Raw genomic sequence first — 24,780 nt, 5'->3', positions numbered from 1 at the left:
CGTGCTCGCCGCGCTTTGTGGGCAACCTCTCAGCGCGGAACCGGCCGGATCGGTAGCGCAGCGGCGTAGCATCGAGGCATGATTCGTCTCGGAACAGGTCGTTGATCATGTCGCACAAATCCATCAAGTGGCTTCCCGCCGTCGTCGTTCCGGCCGTGATCGCCGTGGGCGTGATCGCTGTGCCGCTCCAGGCCGGCGCCGCCGTAGACCTGCCCGACAAGACGGCCCAGCAGGTGCTCCTGATGGTCAGCGACAGCACCGTTACGGCGTTCTCCGGAACCGTGGAGAAGACGGCGAACCTCAGTCTGCCCGCGATCGACCTCGGGGCCGAGATGTCCGGACAGGCGGGAAAGCAGGGCGCGTCCGGTTCCGGAGACGCGGCGAGCGGCGCCCTCTCCTCCGTGCTGGAGCTGCTCAGCGGCTCGCACACGGCCCGGGTCTACGTGGACGGAAGCGCCGCTGACGGAAGCGTTACTGACGGAAGCACTGACGGGCCCGCCAAGGTTCGCGTCCAGATCCAGGACCGCATGGCGGAGCGCAATATCGTCAGCAACGGCAGCGACGCCTGGCTCTACGACTCCGAGACCGACACCGCCGCTCACCTGGCCATTCCCGCCGGCGCCGCAGCGAGCATGAAAGACAAAATGGCCGCCCTCGACGCAGAGGCCCCGGCCGACGTGTCGACGCCGTCGCAGCTGGCGGACCGCTTTTTGAGTGAGATCGACCCGAGCACCGTGGTCACGGTCGGAACCGACGGCCGGGTCGCCGGTCGCACCGTCTACGAACTCGTACTCACGCCCAAGGCCACGGACACCCTGGTGGAGTCCGTCTCGATCTCGGTCGACTCCGAGACCGGAATGCCGCTTCAGGTCAGCGTGCGGGCCGCCGGCCAGAAGGACCCGGCCTTCCAGGTCGGTTTCAGCAGCGTGGACTACGGCGCTCCCTCCGCGGACCTGTTCGACTTCACCCCGCCGGCTGGCGCCACCGTCAAGGAACTGGCGCTGCCGCAGACGCCCGCCAACCACGCCGCGCCCGATGTTGCCGCGCCCGACACGGCCAGGCCCGAGGTCCCGACCGAGGGACTGCCCGTCGTGACCGGCACCGGCTGGGACGCCATCGTCGAGATTCCCGCGGCATCCGTTCCCCCCGAACTCGGCGACAACCCGCTGATGTCCGAAGTCGCCACCAAGGTTGACGGCGGGCGGCTGTTGTCCACCTCGCTGGTCAACGTGTTCCTGGCCGACGACGGCCGGTTCTTCGCCGGATCGGTCCCCGTGGACCAGCTCCAGGCCGCCGCAAGCGCCCAGTGAACAGCGCACAGTGACCAGCGCACAGTGACGCCCGTCACCCCGGCCCTCGACCTTGCCATCGAGAGCCGGGGCCTCACCAAGCGCTTCGGCGAGCAGATCGCCGTCAACGCCATCGACCTGGCGGTGCCGCGGGGGTCCGTCTTCGGATTCCTCGGTCCCAATGGGTCAGGGAAGACCACCAGCATCCGGATGCTGCTGGGCCTGACCCAGGCCACCAGCGGGCAGATCAGCGTGCTGGGCCAGGACATGCCGTCCCGGCTGCACGAGGTGCTGCCCCGGGTGGGCGCGCTCGTCGAGGGCCCCGCGTTCTACCCGTTCCTGTCCGGGGCGGCCAACCTGCGCCGGTTCGACACCGCGGACCGCCACGCCCCCTCGCGCACCCGGCGAGTCCGGGTGGACGAGGCCCTGCACCGGGTGGGGCTGACCCACGCGGCGGGCAAAAAGGTGCACGCCTATTCGCTGGGCATGAAGCAGCGCCTCGGCATCGCCAACGCCCTGCTGCAGCCGCGGGAGCTGCTCATGCTCGACGAGCCGACCAACGGACTCGACCCGCAGGGCACCCGTGAGGTGCGCAGTCTCGTGCGGTCGCTCGCGGCCGAGGGCACCACGGTGTTCGTGTCCAGCCACCTGCTGGCGGAGGTCGAGCAGATGTGCACCCACGCCGCCGTGATGAGCGCCGGCACCCTCGTCGCCCAGGGCACGCTGGCCGACCTCCGCCACGTCGGCGAGACCCTGGTGCGGCTGCGCACCCCGGATGCCGCGGCGGCGCAGGGCGTGCTGTCGCGCCTCGGACTCGTACCCCGGCGCACGGACGTGCCGGACGAGGACCCCTGGGTTATGGCCCCGCTCGAGCGTGACACGGTGGAGAACCTGATCAACGAGCCGGAATCCCTGGTCTCGGCCCTCGTGGCCGCGGGGGTGCGCATCCGTGCCTTCTCGATCGAGGAACCGAGCCTGGAAGAACGATTCGTCGCACTGACCGGGGAGGGTTTCGATGTCGTCCAGTAGTGCGCCGCGTTCCGCCGGCTGGGACCTGCTCGGCTCCGAGCTGACGGTGCTGTTCCGGCGCCGCCGAACCTGGGCCGTGCTGGTCGCCATCGCCCTCATCCCGATCCTGCTCGCCGTGGCAGTCCGGCTGTCGTCGGAGACGCTGGCGCCGGGGGAGGGGCCGCCGTTCCTGGACCGGGTCACCCAGAACGGCCTGTTCGTCGCGTTCACCGCCATGATCGTGGCGATCCCGCTGTTCCTGCCGCTGACCATCGGGGTCGTCGCCGGGGACACCATCGCGGGCGAAGCCGGGTTGGGCACCCTGCGGTACCTGCTCGTCGCCCCGGCCGGCCGGGTGCGGCTGCTGCTCGTTAAATACGCCGGTGTCGCGATGTTCTGCCTGGTCGCGACCCTGACCCTGGCGGTGGCCGGCACGCTCATCGGTGCCGCCCTGTTCCCCGTGGGCCCCGTGACCCTCCTGTCGGGAGACACCATCGGTGTGGCCGATTCGCTGCTGCGCTCGGCGCTGATCGCCCTGTACGTGACCGTGTCGCTGCTCGGGTTCGCCGCGATCGGGCTGTTCATCTCGACCCTGACCGACGTGCCCGTGGGCGCCATGGCCGCCACCGTCGTGGTGTCGGTTCTCGCCCAGATCTTGGACGTGCTGCCGCAGCTGGCGTGGCTGCATCCGTGGCTTTTCAGTCACTACTGGCTGGGCTTCGCCGACCTGTTGCGGCAGCCGATGGACCTGTCATCGTTCGGCGACAACGCGCTGCTCCAGGCCGGGTACATCGCCGTGTTCGGGGCGCTCGCCTACAGCCGATTCGCCACCAAGGACATCCTCTCGTAGGGACTCGTCCGGCACACGAAGTGCACCGGAGGTGCCCCGAAAGGCCCTAGTGTTGCTCCACATGACCGAACGCACCGCCGCGCCAGGCGCAACCACACGTACCGACAACGAAGCCCCTGACTCCCACGGCGTTCCCCACCTCGCCCGCTCCCTGAGCCGGCGGCACATCCAGATGCTCGCCATCGGCGGCACGATCGGCACGGGCCTGTTCATGGGGGCGGGCAAGACGATCTCCCTCGCCGGGCCATCCGTGATCTTCGTCTACATGACCATCGGTTTCATGCTGTTCTTCGTGATGCGGGCGATGGGCGAGATCCTGTTGTCCAACCTCGACTACAAGTCCTTCAGCGACTTCGCCGGCGACCTGCTCGGGCCGTGGGCGAGCTTCTTCACCGGCTGGTCGTACTGGGCGTTCTGGGTCGTCACCGGCGTCGCCGACATCGTGGCCATCTCCGGGTACGTCGACGTGCTCGCGCCGGGCACTCCGCTGTGGATCCCGGCGCTGCTCACACCGGTCGTGCTGATCCTGCTCAACCTCCCGAGCGTCAAGGCCTTCGGCGAGGCCGAGTTCTGGTTCGCCCTGGTCAAGGTGCTCGCCATCCTGGCCCTGATCGGCACCGGGGTGGTCATGATCGCGACCCACTTCACCTCGCCCTCCGGCGCGGTCGCCGGCCTCGACAACATCTGGAACGACGGCGGCATGTTCCCGCACGGCGTGGCCGGCTTCGTGCTCGGCTTCCAGATCGCCATCTTCGCGTTCGCCGGCATCGAGCTCGTGGGCACGGCGGCGGCGGAGACGAAGGACCCGGAGCAGAACCTGCCCCGGGCCATCAATACCATCCCCGTGCGCCTGCTGCTGTTCTACGTGGGCGCCCTGGTCATCATCATGGCGGTCAACCCGTGGCGCACGATCGACCCCGGCAGCAGTCCCTTCATCGGGATGTTCGCCCTGGCCGGGCTGGGAGTCGCGGCCATCGTCGTCAACCTGGTCGTGCTCACCTCTGCCGCCTCCAGCGCCAACTCGGGCATCTACTCGACCTCCCGGATGGTCTACGGCCTCGCGCAGGACGGCAACGCCCCGAAGGCGTTCGGCACGCTGAGCAGCCGCCAGGTTCCCCGGAACGCGCTGCTGTTCTCGTGCATCTTCCTGCTCGCCGGGCTGGTGCTGCTCTACACCGGTGATTCGTTCATGGGCGCCTTCACTCTCGTCACCTCGGTGGCCTCGGTGCTGACCATGTTCGTCTGGTCCATCATCATGGTCAGCTACCTCGCCTTCCTCCGCCGCCGTCCCCAGTTGCACGCCGCCTCGACGTACCGGATGCCCGGCGCCCGGTTCATGCCCTGGGTCGTGCTGGCGTTCTTCGCCTTCATGCTCTGGGCGCTCGGTCAGGCGGATGACACGCGCCTCGCCCTGGTCGTGGCCCCGCTCTGGTTCCTCGGGCTCGGCGGCGCCTGGTACGTGAACCGCAAGGCTCCGCTGCAGCAGGCCCGGATCGAGGAGTGGCGGGCGGAGGCCCGCGCCGAGAAGGCGGCGCTCGTCGGCTAGATCCGGGGCCGGCGCGACCAGCGGGCGGCCTTCATGGCCAGGTGCAGTTCGAGCCGCACCTGGCCGCCCAGCGGGTCGACCCCGATCAGGGTGCGGATCTTCGCAAGCCGGTTGTAGATGCTGCTGCGGTGCAGGTGCAGCGTTGCCGCGACATCCTGCACGGAACCGTCGGTGTCGTAGAGCAGCTCAAGCATCGGCAGGAGTTCATGGTTGGCGTCGAAGTCCCGCAGCTCCGCGAAGTAGACCGATTCCACCGGGGAGAGGTTGCGGCTGCTGGCCGCGAGGAACTGGTACACGCCGATCTGCCGGAAGTCGGCGATCGTGCCCAGTCGGGCGTCAACGGCGGCGGCCTGCACCGCCTTGCGGGACTGGACGTAGGCATCCGGAAAGCGTCGGAGGTCGTGGAACGCTTCGCTGAACCCCAGCAGGTCGGGGCGCTGGGCCCGGCCGCCGCGCCGGGCCAGTTCGGCCCGGTACCGGTGCAGGATCTCGGTGTGCACCACCCTTCCCGGGGAATCCCGCAGCAGCACCACGGTATGCGTCTCGGTGCCGGCGCTGAACCGGGCCGCGTCGATGCCCACGGTGGCCTGGAGGGCCGAGATGCGCTGCAGCAGGACCGCGGCGGCGGGGTCGACCGCCGTGCCGTCCCGTGCTGTCGCCGGCTCGTCGGGTCGCGGCAACAGGGTGGCGAGGTGCCAGGGCCCGGCGGCATGCACCTGCGGCCAGCCGGCGAGCTCCTCGATGGCGGCCGTGTCGGCGTCGCAGGCCGCCAGGAACAGCGCCTCGCGCTGCCGGCGGTGCTCGGATTCGGCGGTCTTCGTGTCCAGCAGCGTCTCGGCCAGCCGGTCGAGCTGGCCGCGCACGGCAGGCAACGCCCCGAGGATCTCGGCCGGGGACTCGTCGTGCGAGCCCTGCATCGCCCACAGGTAGCCGACGCGGAACCCGCGCACCATCAGGGGCACGCAGACCCGCCCCAGCATGCCCAATGAGACGTTGGCCGGGACCACGACCGGGCGCACCGCGGTCGCGATGCCGTGGTGCAGCTGCCAGGCGCTGACGTCCGCCGGGACCTTCTTGCTGAGCAGGAAGTTGACGCGCACACTGTCGGCGAGCGGCTGGTCCCGGCTGTAGGCCAGCAGGCCGCCGTCGAGGTCTTCCAGCGAGAGGGCGCGGTCGAGCGCGGCCGCGAGGGCCTCCACCAGGTCTTCGATCTCCGCGCTGTTCATGTGGGTCAATGCTAGATGCCCGACGGGGCGTGGAACGGACATCAGGCGACGTTTGCCGTCCCGACGTTCGACATTTGTCGAGTGACAATCCGGGCGGTCGTTCGGTTTGCGCCGGAACGGCCGTTCCCTTCCAGCGGAGATGACAGAAAAACCCCTGAACAAAAAGGCAAGTTCGCTGTTTTCCGCGCGGATCGGGCCGGTTGGGACGGGCTCCGCACTCGGTCCGGGCCGGACGCCGGCCGGCCGGGGGAGTGAACGTGGTTCTAGTCTTGACCCCGCCGCTGGTCCGACGTCGAAACCGGGCCCGGCGGCCTCAGCCACAGCGTTCCCCGAGCAACGGAGTCGATCATGATCATCGGTGTACCCAAGGAAATCAAGAACAACGAATTCCGCGTAGCCATCACCGCCTCCGGCGTGCAGGAGTTCCTGGCAAACGGCCACACCGTGCTGATCGAGATGGGTGCCGGTCTCGGCTCGCGTATCAACGACGACGAGTACCACGTCGCCGGCGCCGAGCTGGTCGCGTCCGCCGACGAGGTCTGGGCCCGCGCCGACATGGTGATGAAGGTCAAGGAGCCCGTCGAGGCCGAGTACCACCGCTTCCGCGAGGGCCTGATCCTCTTCACGTACCTGCACCTGGCCGCTGAGCCGGAACTGACCCGCGCCCTGACCGAGGCCGGCGTCACCGCCATCGCCTACGAAACCGTACAGACCGCCAACCGGGCCCTGCCGCTGCTCGCACCGATGAGCGAGGTCGCCGGCCGGCTGGCCGTGCAGGTCGGCGCGCAGTCCCTGATGGCACCCGCCGGCGGCAAGGGGGTGCTGCTGGGCGGCGTTCCCGGGGTGCGTCCCGCCAAGGTCGTCGTGCTCGGCGCCGGCGTGGCCGGCACGAACGCCGCAGCGATGGCCATGGGCCTCGGCGCCGACGTCACCATCCTCGACATCAACATCGACCGCCTGCGCCAGCTCGACGCGCAGTACCAGGGCCGGCTGAAGACCGTCGCGTCCAACAGCTACGAGATCGAGATCGCGGTGACGGATGCCGATCTGGTCATCGGTTCCGTGCTGATCCCCGGCGCCAAGGCCCCGAAACTGGTCACCAACGCGCTCGTGGCGCGGATGAAGTCCGGCTCCGTGCTGGTGGACATCGCCGTCGATCAGGGTGGCTGTTTCGAGGACACCCACGCGACCACCCACGAGGACCCGACCTACCGCGTGCACAACTCGATCTTCTACTGCGTGGCCAACATGCCCGGCGCGGTGCCGAACACCTCGACCTACGCGCTGACCAACGTCACCCTGCGCTACGCGCTGGCGCTGGCCAACCTGGGCGTCAAGGCGGCCCTCGAGCGCGATCCGGCCCTGGCCCTCGGCCTCAACATCGCCGCCGGGCGGGTCACGAACCGTTCCGTCTCCGAAGCGCACGGCCTGCCCCTGGCCGACTGGCGCGAGCTGGTCACCGCGTAGCCTCGCCACCCCGGGGCTCGGCCGTGGTGCCGGCATCCGTCGCGGCGCACCCTGGTGACGCGGGCGCAGGTTCTACCCTGCGCCCGCGTCCACAGGGTGCGCCACGAACCTTCCACGCCGGGAGTCCGGTGGGGAGGTGGCGTCAACGGGCGGCGGGAGCGATCGATCCGGCGACGCGCCGCACCAGGGCGAGGGAGTGGTGCAGCAGCTCGACGGGGGTGCCGGTGAAACCGCCGGAGAACCACTTCTGCATCGAGTAGCGCATCACGCTGCCGGCGAGGGAGACGACCATCCGCGCCTCGTCGGCCAGGTCGGGGGTGCGGGCCTCGGTGCGCCCCTGCACCGCGAAGCGTTCCAACACCAGCTTCACCAGGTGCTCCTCCAGCTCCGCGATGCGGGACGTCTCGCCGGTGAGGAGTTCCGGGGTGCGCTCGATCAGCATCCTCCGCCGGCGGAGCAGGTCCGTGTCGGGGGAGTGGTCGGCCATCGCGTCGGCGATCATTCCGACGAGGTCTCCCAGCACATCACGGCTGGTGCCGTGCACGAACGCCTGGTGTTCGGCATCCGTCGGCGCGGGCGGAGTGCCGCCGAGGAACGCGCCTTCCTTGGTGCCGAAATAGTTGAAGAACGTGCGCGGCGAGACCATGGCGGCCTCGCAGATCATGTCGACGGTGACGTTGTCGTAGCCGTGCTCCAGAGCGAGCGAGACCGCCGCCCGTTCCAGGGCCGACTGGGTGGCTGCGCGCTTGCGGGCGCGCAGCCCCTCGTCGGCCCCGGCCGGGCCATCGGGCACGGGACTACTCATACCGCAGAGCGTCGATCGGGTTCTGCCGGGCCGCGGCCCTGGCCGGCAGCGTGCCGGCGAGGAAGGCGATCAGCATGACCACGCCGATGATGATCGCGATCGAACTGGGCGCGAACTGCACGACCTGTAGGCCCGGGAGATTCGAGAAGACGGTGTCCGCGAGGATGTTGCTGACCAGCGAACCGACGCCCACCGCCACGAGTGCGCCCAGTGCGCTGCCGAGGAACCCGATGAACACCGCTTCGGTGCTGAAGAGGGTGTAGACGCGGCCGCCGTTCATGCCCATGGCTTTCATCAGGCCGATCTCGCGGGTGCGCTCCTGAACGCTCATCAGCAGCGTGTTGATGATGCCGAAGCCGGCCGCGATCAGGGCGATCACGGCGAAGGCGTTGAGCACGCCGATGATGACGTTGATCACGGTCTCGAATGACCCGATCTGGTCGGCCACGGTCTGCGACGCATAGCCTTGGTCGGCGAGGTCCGCCTTGATCGCGGTGATCTTCGCCTCGGACGCCTTCGGGTCGAACCGGGCGGTCGCGGTCGCGTAGCTCTGGGAGGAAGCCTCCGGTGCGCCGTCGACCTCGATGGCGTGCAGCCGGTCGGTCAGCGGCTGGTTGAGGCCGGCGCCGGCGCCGAGAAGGGTTTCGTTCTGCACGCCGACGACGGTCGCCGGGACTTCCTGCACGGTCCCCGCGAAGTCCCGGATGCCGATGGTCACGGTCTGGCCGATGGCGGCCTTGGCGGAAGAGAAGTCGAGCGTGTCGAGGTAGGTCGTGGGCACCAGGATCTGGTCAGTGCTGCTGTCGTTGTCCAGCTGCGCGCCGGCGGCGAGATCGGCCGTGGTGAGCGTGGCGGTCGGATTGACGGTCAACTCGAACTTGCCGCCGCCGTCGTGCTGGATGTAGTCGGGCGTCACCTGCACGGACGGGTCGACGCCGAGGATTCCCTTGGTGTCTTTGATGGCCTCGAGGTCCTTGGTGGTGAGGGCCTGGATGGTGCTGCCCGGGCGTGATCCGTTGCCCAGGCTGACCGTGGTGGCCTTCTCCGGGTCGTAGGGGGCGGGACCCGTGCCCGACGCCGCGGCGTCGTTGGTCTTCGAGACGGTCAGCACGTCCGCGGCCCCGATCGAGGAGACCTGGGTGTTGATGTAGCTCGTGACCCCGGTTCCGATTCCGCTGGTGATGGTGAGGGTGAACGCGCCGATGAAGATCGCGATCACGGTCAGGCCGGTGCGGAGCTTGCTGCGGAAGCTGTTGGCGATCGCGGTCTTGACGATGTCGATGAACTTCATGCGTGTGCTCCTGCTGATCTGCGGCCGGCCGGTCGGGCGGCGGTGTCTTCGAGTCCGTCGCGGATGAAGATTCGGCGGTCGCAGCGCGCCGCGAGTTCGATGTCGTGGGTGACGATGACGAGGGTGATGCCCTTGTCCTGGTTCAGCGAGAAGAGGATGTCCTCGACGACCGCTCCGGTGGCCGTGTCCAGGTTGCCGGTCGGTTCGTCTGCGAAGATCACTTTCGGGTTGTTGACCAGGGCGCGGGCGATGACGGCACGCTGCTTCTGTCCGCCGGACAGGTTCATCGCCTTGTTCTTCGCCTTGTCGGCCAGCTCCAGCTGCTCGAGCGCGGCCATTCCGCGAGCCTTGCGTTCCCGGGGGCTGACGCCGGCGATCTTGAGCGGCAGCACCACGTTCTCGAGCACGGTGGCATTGGCGGTGAGGAAGAACTGCTGGAACACGAAGCCGAAGTCCTGATTGCGCAGCCGGTTCACCTCCTTGCCCTTGAGCTTTCTGGCGTCGGTGCCCTCGACCAGGAGTGCGCCGCTGTCGGGGTTGTCCAGCAGTGCGAGGAGGTGCATCAGCGTGGACTTGCCCGACCCGCTCTTACCCACGATGGCGATCGATTCGCCCGCGTGGATGTCCAGGGAGACGCCCTTGAGCGCGTCGAACCGGTTGGACCCGCTCCCATAAGACTTGCCTATGTTCTGGGCGGAGAGAACGGGAACTGTCATGGGAGTCGGGATCCTTTTGGGCGAGAGGTGGGCATTCCGTGGGTACACAGACAAAAATACAGTAACTGCATCGAAATCGTGGCGGAACGAACAGAGCGGGGCCCGGATCGACTGATCCGGGCCCCGCCGCCTGCCTGTCGTCGGTCAGCGCGCCATTCCGAGGCGAGCCATTCTCAGGCGGCGGAGCAGCCAGACGGCTGCTCCCGCCAGGGCCAGTCCGACCACGATGATGATCCAGGGTGCCGCACGATTGAAGCTCACCGTCTCGGCACCATCGGCCAGCCGGCCGGAACCCGCGGCCACCTTCTCATTGCCGTCACTCAGCTCGGCGGTGCCCGCAGCGAGCGTGTTCGCGCCCTCGAGGAGCGTCCCGGATCCGGCCGATACCTTCTCGGTGCCCGTGGCCAGGGCGGTGGACCCGGTTTCGAGTGCGGTGGTTCCGAGGACCAGCGTGGATGCCCCCGCCGCGAGGGTCTGCGTGCCCTCGGCCAGTGATCCGGCGCCGACCGAGATGCGGGTTGCGCCGTCGGCGAGGCTCACGGCGCCCGTTGCCAGGGTCGTCGCTCCCTCGGACAACGATGAGGCGCCGGCGGCCACTCGGCCGACGCCGCCCTGAAGGGAACTCGCACCGGTGGAAACCGCGCTGGTGCCTGCCGCGACCCGTTCGGATCCGACGGTGAGCGCCTGCGTGCCGACCTGGAGTTCGGAGGCTCCCGTGGCGAGGGCGCCGGCGCCCGTGGCCAGTCGGGCGGCTCCGCCGGACACCTGGGCCATGCCGCTGGCGAGGGCGGTGAGTCCGTCCCGCAGTTCCGCGGATTTCGTCTGCAGAACCGCTGTGCCCGCGCTCAGCGGCGTCAATCCGTCGCGGAGGGCGGCGGAACCGTCCCGAAGGGCCCCGGCCCCGGACTCGAGTCCCGTGGTGCCCGTGCGCAGGGTGGAGGCAGCGGAGCTCAGTCCCTTGAGGGTGGCCAGCAGGGCGTCCCGGCTGATCGTGTCCGCCTCAACCTGGCCGGCGAGGGTGGCGAGGGCGGCATCCAGCTTCGTGGCGCCCGCGGCCACGCTGCCGGCCCCGGTAGAGAGCCCGGTTGCTCCCTGTGCGAGTGCCTCGGCCCCGCGCCGGGCCTGGTCCGCGCCCTGAGCAGCGGATGCCGTGCCGGCGGCGAGCAGGATCGAACCGTCACGAGCCGTCGTTGCGCCGGCGGCAGCCTGGCCGGCGCCGCCGGCCAGGCTTGCCGCACCCGCGGAGACTGTCGTCGCGCCGGCGGAGACCTTCGTGGCGCCGGTACCGGCCGCGGTGACGCCGGCGGCGAGAGTCGCCGCACCGGTCGCAGCCGCCCCGGCACCGGTGGCGAGAGTGCTCGCTCCGGTGGCGACGCTGGCGGCGCCGGTGGACAGGCTCTCCGCGCCCCGTGCGGCGGACTCGGCGCCGAGCATGAGCCTGGTGCTGCCGCTGACGCTCGTGAGCGCTCCCTCCAGGAGCGTGCCTGCCCCGGCCGAGGCGCTCTCCGCGCCCGTCGCCAGGCTGCCGGCACCCGTGTTGGCCCGGCTCACCCCGGCCTGGAGGTCGGTCGCTCCGGATGCCGCGGAGGCCGCGCCCACCGACAGGGCCTCGGCGCCCTCGGCGAGCTTCGCCGCGCCACCGGCGACCTTCACGGAGCCGTTCTGCACCTGGACAGCACCGGCGGAGAGCTCTCCGGCGCCGCTGGCGAGCCGCCCCGTGGTGAGGAAGAAGAAGGTCAGCAGCAAGACCAGCAGCAGGGTGAGCCCGGTCAGGGTGGAACGGATGCCCAGAGTGCTTCGGCGGGACAGGGCACGGTCAGATCTCATCATTGAGGCTCCTCGAAAGACGTGAGCGGGCATGCGGGCATACCGGAACTCGCGTGGTGTGTGTGCGGTGCGCGGACTGACTCCGGCGTGGCGGCCGCTGGTCGAAGGCCGCACGGCACGGTGGCGCGCCGGAGTGTCACGAACGTAGCAGTGGGCCGGACGCAGAATCGAAGGCGCGAAAAAGTTCAGGACTGAGGCCAACACATTCCGGGCTGGCCCCGTGAACATTGTGGGATTCCTACAGAGCTACCCCCGAAAGGAGTGCGATGTATTACAGGTCGAGGGACTCGTTGGGCTCGAGCGGGAAGTACTCGCCGCCGTTCTGCTCGGTGGCCCAGCGGATGCGCGCGTTCGACAGCTCCTTGCCGGCTCGGGAGAGCAGCATCTCGTGCGTCGGGAAGGCGCGTCGCGGCTTGACCTCGAGCACGTAGTCCATCACCTCGCTGATCTTCAGCCAGGGGGCCCCGGCCGGAACGGCGAGGGTGTCCACGGCCACTCCGTCGGGGACCGTGAACGAGTCTCCGGCGTAGTAGAGCTCATCGTCGACGAGCACCCCGATGTTGTCGACCACCGGGATCGATTCGTGGATGACCGCGTGCTTCTCGCCGAAGAACCTCAGGGTGAACGGCCCGACCTCGACCGTGTCACCGGCCGACACGACGGTCACCTGATACCCGGCTGCAGCGTGGGCCACCCCGGCCGGAGCGAAGATCGGAACCTCCGGGTTCAGCGCCAGGATGCGGTCGAGCTGCTCGGGAGTCCAGTGATCCGGGTGCTCGTGGGTGATCACGACGGCCACGGCGCCCGCCGTCTCGGTCAGCGGGCTCGTGTACGAGCCGGGATCGATGAACAACTTGTGACCGGCTTTGTCCACGATGAGTGCCGCATGCTCCAGCTTCGTCAGTTTCATGGGTCGAGCTAATACCCAATTACGGCGCGCTGCAACTTGGCGAGGCGCGATACTGGAGCGGTGAATTCTGTTCCTCCCCGGGCCGCACCCCCCAGCCCGACTCTCCGCCTCGTCGTCGCGATCAACGCCTACGCCTCTTTCGGCCGCCGGAGCGACGTCGGTCCGCGGGTCGTCGTCGCCCTTCGAGCGGCAGGCCACGACGTGACCGTCCGGAGCGAGGTCAGCTTCGAGCTGCTGCGCCTCGAGGTCCTGGCGCTGCTGGTCCCCGGGGTCGACGTGCTCGTCGTCGTGGGCGGAGACGGGATGGTGAGCCTGGGCACGAACCTCCTGGCCGGACGGACGATACCGCTGGCCATCGTGCCCTGCGGCACGGGAAACGACCTCGCCCGCGGGCTGGGCATCCCCGTCGACGACACGGATGCCGCCATCCGTCACCTCCTCGCCGCCCTCGCCCGGGCGCCGCGCGCCATCGACTGCGGCCGGGCAACGTGCGGGGACGTCACGACCTGGTTCGCCGGAGTGCTCTCGGCCGGGTTCGACGCCGTCGTCAACGAACGGGCCAACCGGATGCGCCGCCCCCGCGGCAAGAGCCGGTACACCCTGGCCATGCTGCTGGTGCTCGCCACGTTCAAGCCCCTCACCTACCGCCTCACGGTCGACGGCGTGGAGCGCACCCAACGCGCGATGCTGATCTCCGTCGCCAACAACGTCTCGATCGGCGGCGGCATGCGGATCGCCCCGGACGCGGTCATCGACGACGGTCTGCTCGACCTGTTCGTCGTCACCCCGCTGTCCCGGATCGGTTTCCTGCGCGTGTTCCCGAAGGTATTCTCCGGAACGCATACAGGCCTGCCGCAGGTCGAGATCACCCGCTGCCGCAGCGTGCGCATGGACGCCGAGGGCGTGTTCGCGTATGCCGACGGGGAGCGGATCGGGGCCCTTCCCGTGCAGGTCGACGTGGTGCCCGGAGCCCTCTTCGTCTGCGCCTGAGGCGCTCAGTTTGGTTTCCCGCTCATCCGTGTGGCATACTCGACGAGTTGCAAACGGCCCCATCGTTTAGCGGCCTAGGACATCGCCCTCTCACGGCGGTAACGCGGGTTCGAATCCCGCTGGGGTCACAACCTGAAACTCTCCCGGCAACCCCGGGGGAGTTTTTGCTTTAACGGCCCCGGCACCCGGCACCCGGCACCCGTCGGCCGGTGACCGGTGGCAGACGGCGTGCAACGGGACGAGAAAGCCGCCGCGGCCCGGTAGACTCCTCCAAGTGAAGGGGAGTATCCCTGTGGGCCTGATTCGGGTCCTGTGCCGTGAACGTCAACACGGGCCGCGGTGCCGGGGCCCCGGCGCGGCAGCATCGAGTGATCGATGCGGGAGAGACTTTCGGGTTTCGTGCTGCACTCCGTCAGCATCCCGCTAGTGAAAGGCCCCCCGCCCCCATGGAACTTGCTCTCCCGCTCTGGTTCGAAGTCGGATCCCTCGTCATCCTGACGGTGATCCTGCTCGCCGACCTCTTGATCGTCTTCAAACGCCCTCACGTGCCATCCATGAAGGAAGCCACCCTGTGGGTGGTGTTCTACGTCGCCCTGGCCCTGGTCTTTGCCCTGCTCATGCTCCTCCTGGCCGACGCCGAGCACGCGGGCCAGTTCCTGGCCGGCTGGCTGACCGAATACAGCCTGAGCATCGACAACCTGTTCGTCTTCGTCATCATCATGGCGAGGTTCTCGGTGCCCCGTAAATACCAGCAGGAAGTACTGATCGTCGGCATCATCATCGCGCTCGTGCTGCGCGGCATCTTCATCCTGCTGGGCGCCCAGCTGATCGAGAACTTCAGCTGGATCTTCTACATCTTCGGTGCGTTCCTGCTCTACACCGCCGTGCATCAGGCGCTGGCCAAGGAACCGGAAGAGGACGAGGCGGACAACGCCTTCATCCGTTTCCTGCGCACCCACCTGAACGTCTCCTCGACCTTCGACGGCTCGAAGCTGCGCACCCTGATCGATGGCAAGAAGGTCTTCACCCCGATGCTGATCGTGCTCCTCGCGATCGGCACGACCGACCTGGTCTTCGCCCTCGACTCGATTCCGGCGATCTTCGGCATCACCCAGAGCCCGTTCATCGTCTTCACCGCCAACGTCTTCGCCCTGATGGGGCTGCGCCAGCTCTACTTCCTGCTCGGCGGCCTGCTCGAACGCCTCGAATACCTCAAGTACGGGATCGCGTTCATCCTCTTCTTCATCGGCGTGAAGCTCGTCCTGCACGCCCTGCACACCAACGAGGTGCCATTCATCAACGGCGGCCAGGGCGTGGAGTGGGCGCCGGAAATCGACACCTGGACCTCCCTCGGCGTGATCGTGGTCTCCATGGCTGTCGCTACTATTGCCAGCGTGATCAAGGCGTCACGGGACGCCCGCCGGCGCGGACACACCCTCGCCGAAGAGATCCCCCACCTCGCCGAGGAGTGACCCCGTCGACGTGCGGCAATCGGAACTGAACACTGGAGCAGACGTGGCCATGCAGAGTGAGATCGAGATCGTGCTCCCGGCAAGTCGCGCGCGCTTCGTGTTCAGCGCCCGAACCGACGTCGGCCGTGAGCGCAAGATCAACGAGGACAGCTTTCTGGCGCAGTCGCCGATTTTCCTGGTGGCCGACGGCATGGGCGGCCACGCCCACGGTGACGTGGCCAGCCAAACGGTCGTCCGGGTATTCGACGAGCACATCGCCCGTGACACGCCGTCGACGCCGGAACGCATCCTGGACGCCATCCATTCCTCGAACGACGCGGTGCGGGATCTCAGCGCCGTGGACGACTACGGCACAGCCGTCTCCGGGACCACCCTCGCGGGCGTCGCGTTCGTGGACGCGGGCGACGATGTGGGCTTCCACTGGATGGCATTCAACATCGGCGACTCCCGCGTCTACACCTGGGACGGGCGCACGCTCACCCAGCTGAGCGTCGACCACTCGGCGGTGCAGGAAATGGTGGATGCCGGACTCATTTCCGCAGTGGAAGCCGAACACCACCCGGAACGCAACGTGATCACCCGGGCGATCGGCGCCGACGAGTCAGTCGACGCGGACGTCTGGCTGCTGCCGGCCCGGGGCCGGCACTCCTTCCTGATCTGCTCCGACGGGCTGACCAAGGAACTGGGCACCTCCGAGATCGCCCGGTTGCTGGCCGCCTACGACGGGACCGCCGAGACCGAGAGGTCCCTGGCGGACGTGCTCGTCGACGCGGCGCTGGCACGGGGCGGACACGATAACGTTACGGTCGTATACATCGAGTCGGTCCTGGATGATCCGGGGCAGGATGCGGACGACGACAGCACACGGGACCGTGCGACGGGGATGCACGAGCACCTCGAGGACACGAGGCCGAGAAGCCAGGGGTAGATGACACATGCTCTCGTATCAACACGATGAGTCGGGGGACTGGCTGGCGGCGACGCAGGCCGGGCGGCTGGTTGTGGTGCGCACGGAGGATTCCGAGCGGACGGTGGACCGGCTGTGGTCCGGCCTCGACGGCGGCGTGCAGGGCGTTCTCGATGCCCTGACGTCCGAAGGGGTGTTCACGGCGCCTCCGTTCGTGCTGCTGACGTGGGAGGGTGACCTCGGCGACGGGGCGACCGTGCACGCCATCGTGCGCGGCGACGTGGCACTGCGGCTGTCGACCGGTGCCGGCGAGGTGCTGCTGTCGGGCGCCGGCGTGGCCACCTGGCGGGAACAGTCCGTCGCCTCGGTGACGGCCTTCCTGCTCGAGTGCGGACCCGCCACAGACGAGTTCAACGGGCGTCTCGAGCGCGCCGCGCTTCCCCTTTCCTGCGGGATGGTGAGGTCCCGCTGGATCGTCCTGAACCCGCGCGGAGCCGCATCGCGGCCCGGCGCACCGGTCGTGGCGGTTGTCCCGGTTGCGCCGGTAGCGCCCATCGCGCCCACCGCTCCGGTCGTCCCGGTCGCACCGGTCGCACCGGTCGTGCCGGTCGTGCCCGTGGCGGCAACGGTCGCGGCCCCGCCGGTCAGCGTTCCGCAGATCAGCGATCCGCAGATCATCGTCCCGCCGGTCAGTGCTCCGGTGATCCCCGTCCCGGACGAGGCCATCAGCGATGAGACGGTCGTGAATCTCCGTCGATCCGTGGGTCGGCCGCCGGGCGGGGCGCCCGAATCCTCCGTGGACACCGACCACCATGACGGGCTGACGGTGATGAGCGGCGACCTCCACAAGCTGAGGAGCGCCTCGGGCGTGGCCCGGCCCGAGCCGGGGCCGCCCGCGCCGGTCCTGTCAGCGCCGGTCGTGCCCGCGCCGGCCCTTCCCGCACTGTTCCTGCTTCTGCCCGGCGGAGGCCGCGAACCGCTCGGACCGCAGCCGGTCCTGATCGGACGCGCCCCCAGCGTGAGCCAGGTGCCCGGCGGCCGGCTGCCGCGCCTGGTCAGCCTCGGCGGACGCGACCAGGACATCTCCCGCAACCACGTGCGGGTCACGGTGGAGGGTGACACCGTCGTCGTCACCGACCTCCAGTCCCGCAACGGCACCGTGATCGTGCTTCCCGGCCGGCCGCCGCAGAAACTGCGCAGGGGCGAATCGGCGTCGGTCCTGGTGGGGACCGTCATCGATCTGGGCAGTGGCCTGACCCTCACCGTGAGCGAGGAATGATGGGCCGCGCCGTATCCCTCCCACCCGAACTGCCCGGCTACGACTACGTGCAGACCCTGGGCTCCGGCGGCTTCTCTGACGTCTTCCTCTACGACCAGCAGCTGCCGCGCCGCCGCGTGGCCGTCAAGGTGCTGCTGACCGAGCAGTTGAACGAGTCCACCCGGGCCCGGTTCGTCGACGAGGCGAACTTGATGGCCCGGCTGTCCACGCATCCGTCGATCGTCACGATCTACCACGCCGGCGTCGCGGGGGACGGGCGCCCCTACTTCGTGATGGAGTACTGCTCGGGCCCGAGCCTGTCGGAGCGGTACAAGCGCGACCCGTTCACGGTCGAGGACTCCCTGCACATCGGAGTGCGCCTGGCCGGCGCGGTCGCCACGGCACACGCCGCCGGCATCCTGCACCGCGACATCAAACCGGGCAACGTCCTGACGAACGACTTCGGCGGGCCCGCGCTGACCGACTTCGGCATCTCCTCCACGCTCGAGAGCGACCTCCCCGTGCAGGCGCAGGCCGTCGGCCCGGCAGCCGTGCTCGCTGCCGGCGCCGCCGCCGAAACCCAGTCGGTGGGGATGAGCGTGCCGTGGTCGCCGCCCGAGATGTTCGAAGACGACCCGGTGCCGGATGTCCGCAGCGACGTGTTCTCACTGGCCGCCACCATCCACACGCTTCTCGCCGGCCGCACGCCCTTCGAAATCCGCGGCCGGTCCAACGGCACGCTCGACCTGATCGGCCGGATCGAACGCGGCGCGATCACGCCGATCGGGCGGGGGGACGTGCCCCGGTCGCTGGAAGCCGTGCTGGCGAAGGGGATGGCGCAGAACCCGGCGGCCCGCTACGCGAGCGCCGTGGACTTCGCCAGGGCCCTGCAGCGAATCGAGCTCGAGCTGGGCTACTCGGCGACCGCGATCGAGGTCCCGCGCCTGGCCCCGTCCGGGACGGACCCCTCCGGCCGTCCGGCGCGCGCGTCGGCGGATTCACCGGCCGGTGCCGATGAGACCCGGGCGCGCTCCGTCGTCAGCATCGCCGCCCAGCCGGCCGGCGCAGCACCCGTCCCCTCTGCTCCCTCCCCGGACGGCGGGGAAACGCGGGTCAGGGGGGCCGTCGTCATCCGCCCCCAGTCCCCGCGCAACCCGGCAACGCCCGAGTCCGGCGACGCCACCGTGATGCGCGGGCGGGCGTCCGACACCGTCCTGCGGCCGCGGAAACCGGTCGTGCCGACGGGGGAGAGCCTGCCGCACCAGACGGACCCGCCGAACGCGGACGCGTCGAACGCGGACGCGTCGAACGCGGACCCGGCCGAGCCCGCCGCTCGCCGCCGGCGCGGCCTGGTCCTGCTGATTTCGGCAGCAGCCGGCGTGGCACTGATCGGCGCTGTCGTTGCCGCGGTCGTCGTCACGGGAAGCCAGACCACCCCCGGAATGGCCCCGGTCAAGACGCCGTCCAGCGACAGCGGAGACGCCGCGATGGAGTCGGGCGTGCCCGTTCTCACGCTCACCGGCACGGCCACCTCCGTCGACGGCACCGTCGTGACGTTCACCGTGGCCAACCCCGACCCCGAGGAAGGCGACGTGTACCGGTGGGCGCGAGCAGAAACGCCGAACCAGCCGAAACTGAGCTCCACCGCGGACATCGCCGTCGACGAGGTGACCCCGGGCGAACGGGTGTGCGTCGACCTGTATCTGCAACGCGGCGACGGCAAACTTTCCGAGGCCAACCGGGTCTGCAACCGCTGACCCGTGTGGGGTGAGAATGCGCCTCCGGCGTGTTAGCGTATTCCCCGGGGAGAGGTCCGTCGAGGACTTCTGCGAGGCGAAACGAACTGGGCGAGGGGCAACAGGGTGGGGTCCTTCAGCCGGTGGCTTCGTGCCCGCAAGGCCGCGGCATCCGTCGTCGCCATCGCCGTCATGGCGGGCATCCCGCTGACGTTCGCGGTGCTGCACCAGGGTTTCCCGGTCACCGACGTCGACCTCACCGCCCGGGACGTCTGGGTGACCAACGGCAAACAGCTGCTCGCGGGTCGGCTCAACCGGCAGATCGAAGAGCTGAACGGCTCCGTGAACGCGGCATCCAACGCCTTCACCGTGCTGCAGGACGGCGACGACGTCTTCCTCTACGACGAGAGCGTGGGTTCCCTCGAGCGGGTGGACCCCTCCTTCACCACCCTCGGCCAGCGCGTCGACGTGCCGGTCGGCTCGGAGATCGCCTACGGCGGCGACACGATCGCGGTCCTGGCGCCCGGGACCGGCCAGGTCTGGGTGATCAACGCAGCGCAGGAACTGAGCTTCGACCCCAAGAAAACCGATCCGGTTCTCAAACTCGGCAAGGGCGCTCACATCGCCGTCTCCCGGGCGGGCGCCGTGTTCGGCACCTCGCCGGCGAAGAAGAAGCTGGTCACCATCGCCGAGCCCGGCAGTGAGCCACAGCGCAGCGACCTGCCCCGCCTCGGCGCGCACCAACTGGCCGCGGTGGGGGAGACGCCGGTCGTGCTCGACACCGAGAAGGACCGGCTGATCGTCGACGGCGGAGCCCCGATCGACCTCCCGGGGCAGGCGCTGAAGCTGCAGCAGAGCGGAGCCGAGAACGCCTTCGCCGTGGTCGCAACCGGCGATTCCCTGCTCGAGGTCCCCCTCGGCGGCGGTGACATCACCACGGTGCCGGCCGGGATCAAGACCCCCCTGACCGACCCGAAGGACGTGTCGACACCGGTCTGGCTGAACGGATGCGCGCACGGCGCCTGGGCCGGAGCCCAGCAGTACCTGGCCGCCTGCACCGACAAGAAACCGAATCGGCAGACCATCGCCCAGGCGACGCAGGGCTCGACGCTGGAATTCCGGGTGAACCGGAACGTCATCGCACTCAACAACCTGTCCAACGGGAACGTGTGGCTCGTCGACGCCAACATGCGACTGGTGGAGAACTGGGATGAGGTGACGCCGCCCCAGGAGGAGGACTCGGAGGAGGGCGACGAGAAGGCGTCCCAGCAGTCCTTCGAAGACACCCTGGCCGAGCGCACCCCGCAGAACCGGGCCCCGCTCGCCCACGACGACAACTACGGGATCCGACCCGGCAAGACCACCGTGCTGCCCGTGCTCGAGAACGACACCGACCCCGACGGCGACGTGCTCACCGTGGTCAACACGAACGGGTTCAACGAGGCGCAGGGGCGGCTCGACTACATCGACGGTGGCCGGGCGCTGCAGTTCTCCCCGGCCGCCGACCTGGCCGGAACCGTCAGCTTCCGCTACACGGTCGCCGACGGCCGCGGGGCCGTCGCCGAGGCGAGCGTGAACCTGACCGTGCGCCCGTTCGAACTCAACGAGGCCCCGGTGTCGAACCGGGCCGGCGCGATCTCCGTCGAGCAGGGGCAGATCGTCAGCTACAACGTGCTCAGCGACTGGATCGACCCCGACGGCGACGACATCTACCTCGTATCCGCCTCGCCGACCACCGGAGACGGGGTGCGGTTCGGACCGGAGGGCTTCATCACCTTCGAGAGCAAGACCTCAGAGCTGGGGGTCAAGGAGGTGCAGTTCGTCGTGTCGGACGGCACGCTCACCTCGACCGGCGTGCTCACCGTCGAGGTCAAGGCCCCCGGCAGCCTGAACCCGGTCGGCACCCCCGACTTCGCCACCACCTTCGTGGGCGAGACCGTGCTGGTCGAACCGCTCGCCAACGACGTGTCCCCGTCCGGCGAGCCCCTGGCCCTGATCGGGGTCAACGATGTGCCCGAAAACGTGACCGCCGTGCCGAACCTGGACCGCGGCACCGTCGCCGTCTCCGCTCCCGAGGCGGGCAGCTACGTCTTCACCTACAGCCTCGGCGCCGGGGCCGCGTCGAGCGTCGGCCTGATCCGGGTGGACGTGACCGAGAATCCAACCGAGGTGTTACCGCCGATCGCGGTCAAGGACACCGCCTACCTGCGCGCCGGCGAACCGCTCACGGTGCCGGTGCTGGGCAACGACGTGTCCCCGAGCGGCCGGGTGCTGGCGGTGCAATCCGTGGACACCTCGGGCGCCCAGGACCTGGTCTCGGTCGAAATCCTCACCAACACCGTGCTCCGGGTGACCGCCTCGGCGGCGCTGACCCAGCAGGTGCAGTTCACCTACACGATCAGCGACGGACAGGGCACCTCGACGGCCGGCATCACCATCGTCCCGGTGCCGCCGCTTGTGAAGCACCAGCCCCCGGTGGCCGTCGACGACTCGGTCAGCGTGCGCGCGGGCGACATCGTGAGCGTGCCCGTGCTGGACAACGACTACCACCCGGACTCGGGAACGATGACGCTCTCGCCCGACCTCGTGGACACCGCCAACGCCGGGGGGCTCGCGTTCGTCACCGGTAAGCAGGTGCGCTACCAGGCCCCGAAGGAACCCGGCGCGTACAGCATCGCCTACGCCATCACCGACCCGTACCTGGAGACCGCGACCGCGGTCGTGCGCTTCACCGTGATCGGGCCGGACAAGGCGAATAACCGGGCGCCGACGCCGCTGCCGCTGACCATGCGCACGTTCGCAGACTCGATCATCAAGGTGCAGGTGCCCCTGGACGGCATCGACCCCGACGGCGACTCCGTCTACCTGACCGACGTGACGACGCCGCCGGCCCTCGGGCGCATCACCAAGCGGGGCAGTGATTTCTTCGTCTACGAGGCCTACCCCGGCACGGCCGGCACCGACTCCTTCACCTACGAGGTGGCGGACACCTACGGCGCCACGGCGACCGGGACCGTTCGGATCGGCGTGATCCCCCGGCCGGTGGCCCTCCTCCCGCCTAACGCCGTCGACGACGCGATCGAGATCAAACCGGGCCGCGCGGGATCGATCCCGGTCGTGCTCAACGACTCCGACCCGAACGGGTACAAGCTGACCCTCTCGAAGAAGCTGCCGGAGGTCCAGGAGGGCATCACTGCGAAGGTGAACGGCAGCCGGATCATCATCGATGCCCCCGCGGTCGAGGGCAGCTACACCCTGCGCTACGAGATCACCAATGGCCACGGCGGCGCGGCGACCGCGTTCGTGCAGGTCAAGGTGACCGCCGACGCCAAGGCCCAGTACCCGAGCGCCATCGACCACGTCATCGAGCCCAAGGACGTGCTCACCGAGAAGAGCGTCGACGTCAAGGTGCTCGACAAGGCCGAGAACCCCAGCGGCCTGATCGAAGACCTCGTGATCAGCCTCGAGGGCCCGAACGCGGCATCCGGCACGATCCTGCCCAATGGCACCGTCACCGTCACCCCGAAGAACGTGCGGCAGGCCATCGCCTACCGCCTCACCAACGACGTCGACAAGCTCAGGGCCACGGCCTTCATCATCGTTCCCGCCAAACCGGATCCGGACGAGAAAGAGAAGCCGGCCGCCGAGCAGGCCTTCCCGCCGCCCTTCCTGAAGGCGCTGCCGGAGCAGCTCGTGCGGATGAACGGTTCGAAGACCTGGAACCTGGCCGACATCGTGGAGGTCCCCTCCGGGCGGCCCGCCCTGATCCTCTCCGCGACGGCGACCAACGCGTCCGGGTCCTCGCCCCTGGTCGACCCGAGCACCCTGACCTTCTCCGCGGCTCAGGACTACCGCGGACCGGCCTCCGTCACCTTCGTGGTGACCGACGGTACCTCCGCCGGCGACCCGAAGGGAAACCAGGCGACCCTGACCATCCCGGTCACCGTGGGCGACCCGAACTCCGAAGATGTGCCGCCCACCTTCACACCCCCGAACGTGACGATCCAGGCCGGGGAGCCGGCGCTCGTCGTCAACCTGCGCACCTCCAGCGGGCACCCCAACCCCCAGATCGTGCAGCAGCTCAGCTACGGTCCGCCCGGGGGCACCTCGGCGGATGTCGCGGCGACCCTGAGCGGCGCCGACCTCTCGATCTCGGCGCCGCTCGGCGTGCAGCCGGGCAAGAAGGTCACCCTCTCGTTCACGGTCACCTACAAGGAGTTCACGATTCCGGGGTCGGTGAACGTCACGGTCGTGTCCTCCACGCGGGCCAAGCCGCAGGCCGTCGACGATTCCGGGCCGAACGGCACCGGCATCGAGACCCGGCCGAGCCAGTCCGTCGCCATCCCCGTGCTGGACAACGACTACAACCCCTACGCGCAGGACGGGAAGCCCCTCACGGTGATCTCGGCCGCCATCGAGCAGCAGGTCGGCACTGCGACGGTCAGCCACACCGCCTCCGGGGTCACGGTGAAGACCGGCTCGGGCGCCACCGGAACCCTGACCGTGGTCTACCGGATCCAGGACGCCACGCGGGACCCGGGCCGCGAAACGCAGGGACGCGTCACGCTCGTCATCCGTAACGTTCCGGATGCCCCCAACACCCCGACCGCGGTCGAGGGCGACGGCAGCGCCACCGTGAAGTTCGCCGCTCCGCCGTCGAACAACTCGCCGATCACCAGGTACACCATCAGCTGGACCGCCGGCGGCGGCGGGAGCCTCGACGTGATGTCGGCAGGCACCCATGCCATCGGCGGCCTCCGGAACGGGACGAACTACTTATTCACCGTCTCCGCCTGGAACGCGATCGGCCAGGGCAGCGCCTCAGGGGCGAGCAACACGGTCACGCCCTTCGGGGTGCCGGGCGCACCGGCGAGCGCGAACCTGGACGCGCCGGGACAGGGCACCGGGGCCCTGAGCCTGGCCTGGTCCGCCCCGTCCAGCGATGGCGGCCGCGGTGTCACGAGCTACAACTACCAGTGGATCCAGGGCAGCAACGGCACCGGGTCCACCGGCGGGGCTCGCACGGCCTCGGCCACCGGCACGGTGAACACCCCCTACCACTACCAGGTGCAGGCCTGCAACGCGCGCGGGTGCAGCGGGTGGACCCAGTCGAACGTGGCCACGCCCCAGCCCGCGCCGCCGCCCCCGCCGCCGGCGCCGCCGACGCTCGCCATTCGTGACGGCGGCGGCGGAGCGCCGGTCGGGAACTGGATCGCGTTCGACTACGCCCGGATTCCGAACGGCACGTACACGGTGCAGATCGTCACGGGAAGCGGTTACCGCTTCACGGCCCAGAATTTCACCCTCTCCGGAGCGGGCACCCAACGCACCGGCAGCTACATGGACCGGTCGACGGCCGTCGCCGGACAGTACGGCAACCAGGACGTCCGAGTCGAGATATCCGGTCCGATCAGTCTGAACAGCCCCTGGCAACGGTGGGCCACGGCTCCCTAGGCGCCTCGCCGACACGAGCTCATCACGT

17 protein-coding genes and 1 tRNA gene are annotated in these 24,780 nt (G+C 69.3%); 12 read left to right on the top strand and 6 right to left on the bottom strand.

Going from position 1 to position 24,780, the window contains the following annotated elements:
* Nucleotides 1–107 precede the first annotated feature (107 nt).
* From E3T24_RS04235 to E3T24_RS04220, 4 genes are all read left to right on the top strand, one after another.
* Nucleotides 108–1,310 (top strand): DUF2092 domain-containing protein, encoded by a 1,203-nt coding sequence (locus E3T24_RS04235; protein ID WP_134368199.1) that lies wholly within the window; start codon nucleotides 108–110, stop codon nucleotides 1,308–1,310.
* Between the two features lie 24 nt (nucleotides 1,311–1,334).
* On the top strand, nucleotides 1,335–2,318 hold the full coding sequence (locus E3T24_RS04230; RefSeq protein WP_134368200.1) for an ATP-binding cassette domain-containing protein: 984 nt from the start codon (nucleotides 1,335–1,337) through the stop codon (nucleotides 2,316–2,318).
* Nucleotides 2,305–3,147, top strand: a complete 843-nt coding sequence (locus tag E3T24_RS04225; protein ID WP_134434321.1) for an ABC transporter permease subunit — start codon at nucleotides 2,305–2,307, stop codon at nucleotides 3,145–3,147. Before E3T24_RS04230 ends, E3T24_RS04225 begins: the two co-directional genes overlap by 14 nt.
* A 61-nt stretch (nucleotides 3,148–3,208) precedes the next feature.
* On the top strand, nucleotides 3,209–4,693 hold the full coding sequence (locus tag E3T24_RS04220; RefSeq protein ID WP_134368202.1) for an amino acid permease: 1,485 nt from the start codon (nucleotides 3,209–3,211) through the stop codon (nucleotides 4,691–4,693).
* Here the strand turns inward: E3T24_RS04220 and E3T24_RS04215 are convergent.
* Nucleotides 4,690–5,919 carry a PucR family transcriptional regulator gene (locus E3T24_RS04215; protein WP_134368203.1) on the bottom strand — a complete coding sequence of 410 codons (1,230 nt, stop codon included), beginning with the start codon at nucleotides 5,917–5,919 and terminating at the stop codon, nucleotides 4,690–4,692. The genes E3T24_RS04220 and E3T24_RS04215 overlap by 4 nt on opposite strands.
* 348 nt (nucleotides 5,920–6,267) lie before the next feature.
* Here E3T24_RS04215 and ald point away from each other — a divergent pair, with 348 nt between their 5' ends.
* Entirely contained in the window at nucleotides 6,268–7,386 is a 1,119-nt protein-coding gene (gene ald, locus E3T24_RS04210) for an alanine dehydrogenase (RefSeq protein ID WP_134368204.1), read from the top strand.
* 142 nt (nucleotides 7,387–7,528) lie between these two features.
* On the opposite strand, the gene E3T24_RS04205 is transcribed toward ald, so the two are convergent.
* The 5 genes from E3T24_RS04205 to E3T24_RS04185 form a co-directional block, all read right to left on the bottom strand.
* Nucleotides 7,529–8,191: a TetR/AcrR family transcriptional regulator gene (locus tag E3T24_RS04205; protein WP_134368205.1), complete on the bottom strand. Its 663-nt coding sequence runs from the start codon at nucleotides 8,189–8,191 to the stop codon at nucleotides 7,529–7,531.
* On the bottom strand, nucleotides 8,184–9,482 hold the full coding sequence (locus tag E3T24_RS04200; protein WP_134368206.1) for an ABC transporter permease: 1,299 nt from the start codon (nucleotides 9,480–9,482) through the stop codon (nucleotides 8,184–8,186). The genes E3T24_RS04205 and E3T24_RS04200 overlap by 8 nt, the downstream gene beginning before the upstream one ends.
* Nucleotides 9,479–10,198, bottom strand: coding sequence for an ABC transporter ATP-binding protein (locus tag E3T24_RS04195; RefSeq protein ID WP_134410805.1), 720 nt, complete (start codon nucleotides 10,196–10,198; stop codon nucleotides 9,479–9,481). Before E3T24_RS04195 ends, E3T24_RS04200 begins: the two co-directional genes overlap by 4 nt.
* A 144-nt stretch (nucleotides 10,199–10,342) precedes the next feature.
* Nucleotides 10,343–12,028 (bottom strand): hypothetical protein, encoded by a 1,686-nt coding sequence (locus tag E3T24_RS04190; RefSeq protein WP_134434320.1) that lies wholly within the window; start codon nucleotides 12,026–12,028, stop codon nucleotides 10,343–10,345.
* Between the two features lie 268 nt (nucleotides 12,029–12,296).
* Nucleotides 12,297–12,935, bottom strand: a complete 639-nt coding sequence (locus E3T24_RS04185; RefSeq protein WP_134368209.1) for an MBL fold metallo-hydrolase — start codon at nucleotides 12,933–12,935, stop codon at nucleotides 12,297–12,299.
* 60 nt (nucleotides 12,936–12,995) lie between these two features.
* Between E3T24_RS04185 and E3T24_RS04180 the strand changes: the two genes are divergently transcribed.
* From E3T24_RS04180 to E3T24_RS04150, 7 genes are all read left to right on the top strand, one after another.
* A complete protein-coding gene (locus E3T24_RS04180; protein WP_134368210.1) occupies nucleotides 12,996–13,925 on the top strand; it encodes a diacylglycerol kinase family protein in 930 nt (309 codons plus the stop codon).
* 55 nt (nucleotides 13,926–13,980) lie between these two features.
* Nucleotides 13,981–14,053 (top strand) — tRNA-Glu (locus E3T24_RS04175).
* Nucleotides 14,054–14,371: 318 nt separating this feature from the next.
* Nucleotides 14,372–15,397, top strand: a complete 1,026-nt coding sequence (locus E3T24_RS04170; RefSeq protein ID WP_134368211.1) for a TerC/Alx family metal homeostasis membrane protein — start codon at nucleotides 14,372–14,374, stop codon at nucleotides 15,395–15,397.
* A 49-nt stretch (nucleotides 15,398–15,446) separates the two neighbouring features.
* On the top strand, nucleotides 15,447–16,325 hold the full coding sequence (locus tag E3T24_RS04165) for a protein phosphatase 2C domain-containing protein (RefSeq protein WP_134368231.1): 879 nt from the start codon (nucleotides 15,447–15,449) through the stop codon (nucleotides 16,323–16,325).
* Between the two features lie 7 nt (nucleotides 16,326–16,332).
* A complete protein-coding gene (locus tag E3T24_RS17505) occupies nucleotides 16,333–17,583 on the top strand; it encodes an FHA domain-containing protein (RefSeq protein ID WP_134434319.1) in 1,251 nt (416 codons plus the stop codon).
* The gene (locus tag E3T24_RS04155) at nucleotides 17,583–19,319 is read left to right on the top strand and encodes a serine/threonine-protein kinase (protein WP_134434325.1); all 1,737 of its coding nucleotides are present in this window, start codon (nucleotides 17,583–17,585) and stop codon (nucleotides 19,317–19,319) included. The genes E3T24_RS17505 and E3T24_RS04155 overlap by 1 nt, the downstream gene beginning before the upstream one ends.
* A gap of 105 nt (nucleotides 19,320–19,424) precedes the next feature.
* Nucleotides 19,425–24,752, top strand: coding sequence for an Ig-like domain-containing protein (locus tag E3T24_RS04150; protein ID WP_134434318.1), 5,328 nt, complete (start codon nucleotides 19,425–19,427; stop codon nucleotides 24,750–24,752).
* Nucleotides 24,753–24,780 lie beyond the last annotated feature (28 nt).

This window comes from Cryobacterium sp. TmT2-59, assembly GCF_004403545.1.
Classification (GTDB): Bacteria; Actinomycetota; Actinomycetes; order Actinomycetales; family Microbacteriaceae; genus Cryobacterium; species Cryobacterium shii.
This window is presented reverse-complemented; position numbering and strand designations above follow the sequence as displayed.